Raw genomic sequence first — 6,000 nt, 5'->3', positions numbered from 1 at the left:
TCAAGGCGACGCACTTGGCGACTATCAGTAAGGATATCCATACCGACAGTCAGCTACAGACCGGATGAACTCGCAAGACGGCCGTCCTCGGACGAGTACAAACTGTCGCCGAAACCATTGCCATCAAAAACGGTTGCATACCTAGCCGCTGCGGCACGAAAGTGAGCGCTGAGCACTAGCGGGAACAGCGATGCTCTCCAGGATCGAATACCCACACTGGTTGATGCTCGCCGGGGCCGTCCTCGTGCTGGCGGGATTGGTCGGATGGGCGTTTCAAAGAAACCGACAAGCGGCCGAAGTGCGAGAACCCGCGGCACCCGAAACTGATCAACCGGCCGTCGAGCGGGCGGCGAGTGCCGAATTTCCATCAGAAGACCGAACCCAAGGCCAGGTTAAGCCCGTCCACCGGCGGGATACGACCGGGTGAACACGCCTCGTTGCTCAATCCGATCGTAACGAAACGTGCAGCCATGAGCGCGGGCGAAGACTTCGGCCTCTGCAAGTGCGAGGGCACCATTCCCGCCAAACGCCCGTTCGATGTACCGCTCCCGAATTATCACCTGCTGGTCCGCCCCGATATCATCCAAAGCGCTCGCCAACCGGAGCAAGTAGTCTTCGCGCTGCTCCATGAAGGCCCGCTATCGTGAAGTTGTCTTCCGGCGATCCTGCCGAAAGCCAGCCTCGTGAACGAGGAGGTTGTACCGAAGTGCTTTCAGCTAGCCAACTCTAAGGTTTCTCGCCCCGGTTTTCCCTTTCCGGTGACCTGACGCCGCGGCCCGTCAGTTATGGGAAGCAACCAGCTCCGCACATCGAGGACACACGCCGTCGGCCGCATCCGAGAGTTGGCGCACAATCTCCTCCATGAGATCTTCACGCTCCCAGCACGTGCCATCATTCTTGGTGATGCTTCTGGCGCGGTAATAAGCATGGGTTTCGGCGTCGCCGTCTCCGACGCGGATTATGACCTCTGGGTGGAAAGGACACACGGCTATAGCGCGCGTTGTCAGCAATGCATAGCGCATGGCCGATTCGAGATTGTCGGTGTGGAGCGGCATCAGAGCCTCCTTCTTCGGGCCGCAAGCGTATGTGAGCGCGGAAGCAAAGCGCAGCCCAATTCTGACTCTCCCTTGCGCGCTTGACCTCAGCGTTCTCAGCGTGGCGCGGCACAATGCACCGCGCGACACCATAGCGCGATTACTTGCGCTCCGCGTCAGCCTCGTGCTCAAGCCGCAAAATATGTGCGCGCAGCGCGTCAAAACGCTCTTCGGCAACATCGCTGAATAGCGGGTCATTGTGACTCGTTGCGGCTGAAGCGATCTCAGTCCAATCTTGAGGCGCGAGAACCTTAAGTGCCACGGGAAAGAAATCGCGATCTTCCATCATCATGTGACGGCGCTCGTGCGCGATAAAATCGCGAACGATGAGATCCACATCTTCGCGCAGAATCTCACGATCCGCGAGAACGCTGTCGACCGCCTGAGCGACGCGGCGTAAAAGTTGGGCCCCTTTCTCGTGTTCGCGAGCTAGATCGCCGACTTTCGCGGCAGCAGCCGGATCTCGTGCCCTCAGCTTGGCAAATACCAAGTCTTCCTGGGGATGATGATAAACTTCTGGGTAGACTTCGAAATAACTGATAACCGCGTGAATGACCTCGTAGTCAGCACGGTCGCCGCGGTCGAATACCTCGAGTTCCCGCTCAAGGATGGCCAGCAGCTTCTCAATGTTTAGATGCTCTTGGGATAAGCGCTCTATGATCATGGCAGAGCTCCGTAAACCGGTCTCAATATAGTCTTTGGTCCGGTGTCAGCATTTGCGACAGATCAATCTGAGACAACTTAAATCGGCCGTTCGGCTTTCCTGACGGCAGTCTCCTTCATCAGATGCGCCCGAAGCCCGAGCACGACCTCGACCGGCTCGCGGATCACCTGAGCGTGCTCGCTACCGGCGTGCAGCCCACTCGACTTCTCTCGCTTAAAATCAACCAATCTCATTGAACCTTCGCATTGTCGGTCCACACCAATGAATATCCGGGATTATGTTAATCCCTCTGGGGGCTGGACTAGAAGTATTGCCGCCGGGACTGGCACCGCGCGAAATGAAATGATCCGCAAAGCTCGCCAAGTTGAAACCGGCTCAGATCTGCGACTGAACCACTTCACATGAGTATGACATCAGGACTGTTAATCTCCAGTCGCTAGATGGAGGTTCCAGTTTACAGCGGGAGACGGTCGTGGCCGCCGACACCAAAGCAGACGATTGGTTTATTGCTGCGCACGTGCTGAGGATACGCGCGTCGTCGGGCACCGCTTCGATATCGTTCAAGCTTGGCAGCAGAGTAGCTAACATCGCAGCACTGTTAGGTTGCTCCGGACCAATTTCTGGAAGCGGCGTTTCGGACACGGACTTCCAACTAGATACGCAACTTACGCGCAACTTCAGCGGTCCATGGTCATTGAAGGACATCAAGGGGCATCGCGGTGACGTCACGCAAAACGTTTCATTTTTACCAGATGAATTGTCGGGCGTGGCCTTTAACAAGACTGGAAACGTCTTTTTCAATTTCGCGATACCCAACCCCAGTCCTATGACCTTTACGATCAAGGGCCAGTGGATGGTCAAGATGGTCCTCAATCTTGGCACGACGTTCGTAATCTAGTTTCGACCTTCGCAGCTTGCGCCGTGAAAGGTTAGTCGAGCAAGTCATCTAGCTCCTCCTCGGCTGTCCAGCTAACCTTGCTTGCGTCAGCCGGCGTCGCGCCCATTGAACTGAGGCACAACCTCAGCAAGCTGAGCGCTTTCGTGCCAACCTCCTCGCCTGATTGCAGGCGGGCACGCACCGCGCAGGCAATTTCCAGCAAGGCGCGGTGACTGTGATTGAGCCAAGGCAACTTGCCCGCAAACTCGCGCCAGGCAGCGGCTCTCCGATAGCGGCGGCGGTTGGTTCGTTGCGTTTATAACGGCCAGCATTGATGAGATGCCGGCCTTTCAACCAGCGCCTTGGCGGCTGGCTTTCTTGGTCGTGACATTTCTTACCTTGGGGGTCTGATTTGCAGATGCGCGCGAAGTTGGGGGCGTCCGGTAGCCAAGAGCGGATTGATTTAGAACCATCGGACACCCCTCCACCCCCCGCTACCGCTCAGACGTCAACCCGATCCCTCGCCTGCGCATCGCCGCCTCAATACGTCGTCGCGCGGCTGCAGCATTGTTCGTAGCGTCGGTGGACCGCATCACAGCGGTTGTCTGCGGATAGGCGGGCCAGGCGACAGCGCTGATCTCTTTGAGCCGAGCTGAAGTGATCGTGCGGAGCGGTAACCCACTTCCGCCATCATCCCAATTTTCGGTTTCCACGTAGAACGGCGGCGACATTCCGGACACATCTCGCCTCGCGACCGTCGCGGCAGGTGTTTGTCCGTCCGGGCTATCTAGGTTGACATCGACCTCAAACCGAAGGCCCAGAGCATCTTCCCGCAAGCGGAGAGATTTCGACCGCGTGCGCCCGACGACACGACCAGAGTCATGGTCGAGCAACATCCTGATGTCGTCCTCTACAATGCTGCGCGAAAGCGAACCCTTAGCAAACTTTTCAATAAATTCGTTTGCGATGGTTGTGCTGGATTCCCACAGGACGCAGTACCCCCATATCGTCTTAGCTTCGGCCAACCTTTGCCTCCGCTAGCTCCAAGCGCGCCTCACGTTTACCGAGCTTTGAGTCTTTTCTCAGCGCGCGGGCGATTGCGATTGGGTCCGTGTCGTCAGTTTTGAAGTATTTGCCACGGATTGAGATGCGCCGCTTCATCTTGGCGCGGCGCTCATCTGCTTTTTCAAGCATGCCCCGCCTCCTTCACCTCTTTCAGAAAATAGAAAACCTTGCCGTCGCGTCGATCGCCCAAGAAGAACGGGCGAACCGGCCTCAAATAATCGAGCCGCACGCCACAAGCCCAACGCCCAGGTTGTTCGGTTCTGCGTGCCGGGCAAGGGCGCAACCCATTGGCCATCCCACGGTCACCACAAATCAATCACCCTTAGCGTAGCCGCGCTTGCTGACGCGCTCGAAGAACTTTTTGGAGACGACAAGTAATGGCAACTTTGAAGAAAGATACTGAACCGTTCCGCATTCCGTCGTTGGCAGATGCCAGCCCTGAACACGCTACGCTGCTGGCTAAGCAGGAAGATTTGAATGATCGGTACCGCAAATTGAACGCTGAGCGCTCAAAACTTCGCGGCGAAATCGAAGCTGAGAAAGCGGCGGGTGGTCAGCGCCTTTCGCCCGACGTTGCGCGCCTGCTCGGCGATGCCCCAGACAGCCTGACAATGCTGACGCAGCGGCAGCGTGAAGTTGCTGGCGAGATGGCCACGATCGAGGCCGGACAAGAGGTGATCCTTCGGCGCCTTAATGAGTCCAGAAACGTCGCCAGCAAAGTCGTTTGCGACACCATGCGTCAGGAATACCAGCGACGCCTCGGTGCGGTGTGTGACGCTGCCAGGGCGCTGGAGGCTGCACGCGAACATCATGACGCGCTATTGAACGATATCGAGCGCGAGGCTAGGGCGCAGGCGTTGTGCGAGATCTCAACCTGAGATTTCCGAGCCTCCGCAACACCTGCCCTGGCATCCTCAATGAGGATGGAAGCGGCAATCGGTGCATTGGGGATTGTGTCGGGTGCGCCATTGAGATCAGCACCGCCGGGAGTCATCGCGTGGTACGCGCGGACTGCGTCCACAGCGTTGTGCAACTCGGCGTCAGAGGCGAGCGCAACAACGAGATCGAGGACGTTGTCTTCGTCCAACTCAGGCGGGACGCCGGGTGCGCCCGAAGGCAGTAATCCTGCCTCTTGCAAGCGCCGCGCGATGCCTGTGCTTCGCGAGCGCGCTCGCGGATGTCGCGAGTCTCGACGAACCCGGACAACGACACCGAATAGAGCGGCTTTGCCAGCACGGTATGCGCGATGCGCGCCGCCTTCCAGATCGCCACGGCAAATCCGGCCGCGACCGCCGCGATCATGATCGCCGGCCCGAACAGCCGGCTCCGGCGCAGCAGGATCGCACCGGTCGTCATCGCAGCCGCCGTTACGGCGGCCACCCACAGCACCGGCTCATGATCGGCGGCGAAATACAGCGCGATGCCGCAGCCGAAGGCGACGGGCAGCCAAGGCAGCAACCGCCCGGCGCCGGCCTCTGCACTAGCCCATGAGCGAAATGTCTCGACGATAGAGGGCCAGGCGCCAAAGCCCGCCGGGACAAGGCCGCCGGCCGGCGCTGCGCGGCCGACCGGCCACGTCCCCGCAACTCCCTAGGAGCGTACTGGCCGGCCCGGCTCCGCCATTCCCCTGCACCTTACGATACGCGACGGGTGCAGAGGCTACTGGAACGTGCGGTCGCGCGAATAGCGGTACGGATCAGGAACGAACCGACTCGCCCCTACTTTTCCTCTTCCATCGTCACCGCGACCGAGGCCTTGGCCGACAGCCGCACCTTGTTGCCCTCGACGTCGGCGACAAGCCCCTTGTCGATGAAGTGATGGTGGCCCTTGTGGCTGCCCTCGCCGCTGTCCTTCTTGGTCAGCTTGATGCGATTGCCCTCGACGCGGTCGACCGTGCCGACGTGGACGCCGTCGGCGCCGATGACTTCCATGTGCTCTGAGATGTTCTGCATGATAGGGATCCTCGTTGGGACCCACACAACGCTTGAGAGGCCTTTGCGTTCGTTGATGACGGGCCGGCGGGTTGCGCCATGGGCTTCTCCTATCCTGGGACGGAGTAGCCTCGGATCAAGCTGATTGAGCCGAAAGTCTCATAAGGTGCCGGCTCCCGGCGGGATTACACTGGTTTCCCCGCCTCCCCGACAGACGGGCAAGGGGAGTGGAGGCTCGCGGTTCTAAGGCCGCTGGAGCTGGCCTCAGGTGGTCCAAAACCCCTGAGGCCAGGCGTTGCCGGCGCAACTGAATTGGGCGCTTGCAACGCCCCGCATCACCGACTCCGCGAGAAGATCGACCGCTGAAGT

The 6,000-nt window shown here is 59.3% G+C and carries 9 protein-coding genes and 1 pseudogene; 3 read left to right on the top strand and 7 right to left on the bottom strand.

Translation table 11 applies throughout. The annotated features are described in order from the left end of the window. The first annotated feature begins 470 nt into the window (after positions 1–470). Entirely contained in the window at positions 471–647 is a 177-nt protein-coding gene (locus IVA82_RS17895) for a hypothetical protein (RefSeq protein WP_247389139.1), read from the top strand. A 132-nt stretch (positions 648–779) separates the two neighbouring features. Here the strand turns inward: IVA82_RS17895 and IVA82_RS17890 are convergent, their stop codons facing one another. The 3 genes from IVA82_RS17890 to IVA82_RS17880 form a co-directional block, all read right to left on the bottom strand. After that, complete coding sequence (locus IVA82_RS17890) at positions 780–1,055, bottom strand: hypothetical protein (RefSeq protein WP_247389140.1); 276 nt, start codon at positions 1,053–1,055, stop codon at positions 780–782. Positions 1,056–1,194: 139 nt separating this feature from the next. Further along, positions 1,195–1,758 (bottom strand): hemerythrin domain-containing protein, encoded by a 564-nt coding sequence (locus IVA82_RS17885; RefSeq protein ID WP_247389141.1) that lies wholly within the window; start codon positions 1,756–1,758, stop codon positions 1,195–1,197. Between the two features lie 77 nt (positions 1,759–1,835). Further along, positions 1,836–1,991 carry a hypothetical protein gene (locus IVA82_RS17880; protein WP_247389142.1) on the bottom strand — a complete coding sequence of 52 codons (156 nt, stop codon included), beginning with the start codon at positions 1,989–1,991 and terminating at the stop codon, positions 1,836–1,838. A gap of 239 nt (positions 1,992–2,230) precedes the next feature. Here IVA82_RS17880 and IVA82_RS17875 point away from each other — a divergent pair, with 239 nt between their 5' ends. After that, positions 2,231–2,656, top strand: coding sequence for a hypothetical protein (locus tag IVA82_RS17875; protein ID WP_247389143.1), 426 nt, complete (start codon positions 2,231–2,233; stop codon positions 2,654–2,656). Between the two features lie 473 nt (positions 2,657–3,129). Here IVA82_RS17875 and IVA82_RS17870 read toward each other — a convergent pair whose 3' ends face one another. Both IVA82_RS17870 and IVA82_RS17865 read right to left on the bottom strand, forming a co-directional pair. Next, entirely contained in the window at positions 3,130–3,660 is a 531-nt protein-coding gene (locus tag IVA82_RS17870) for an HK97 family phage prohead protease (RefSeq protein WP_247389144.1), read from the bottom strand. Further along, entirely contained in the window at positions 3,647–3,829 is a 183-nt protein-coding gene (locus tag IVA82_RS17865) for a hypothetical protein (protein WP_247389145.1), read from the bottom strand. The genes IVA82_RS17870 and IVA82_RS17865 overlap by 14 nt, the downstream gene beginning before the upstream one ends. Positions 3,830–4,077: 248 nt before the next feature. Between IVA82_RS17865 and IVA82_RS17860 the strand changes: the two genes are divergently transcribed. Beyond that, positions 4,078–4,578 carry a hypothetical protein gene (locus IVA82_RS17860; protein WP_247389146.1) on the top strand — a complete coding sequence of 167 codons (501 nt, stop codon included), beginning with the start codon at positions 4,078–4,080 and terminating at the stop codon, positions 4,576–4,578. Positions 4,579–4,867: 289 nt separating this feature from the next. Here the strand turns inward: IVA82_RS17860 and IVA82_RS17855 are convergent. After that, positions 4,868–5,209 (bottom strand): annotated as a pseudogene (locus IVA82_RS17855) (competence protein ComEC); the annotation flags it as partial. 209 nt (positions 5,210–5,418) lie between these two features. Next, positions 5,419–5,652: a DUF2171 domain-containing protein gene (locus IVA82_RS17850; protein ID WP_247389147.1), complete on the bottom strand. Its 234-nt coding sequence runs from the start codon at positions 5,650–5,652 to the stop codon at positions 5,419–5,421. Positions 5,653–6,000: the final 348 nt, after the last annotated feature.

The sequence above is a fragment of the Bradyrhizobium sp. 142 genome, from assembly GCF_023074015.1.
Lineage (GTDB): Bacteria > Pseudomonadota > Alphaproteobacteria > Rhizobiales > Xanthobacteraceae > Bradyrhizobium.
The sequence above is the reverse complement of the archived record's forward strand: the minus strand, read 5'-3'. Positions and strand labels throughout refer to the sequence as shown.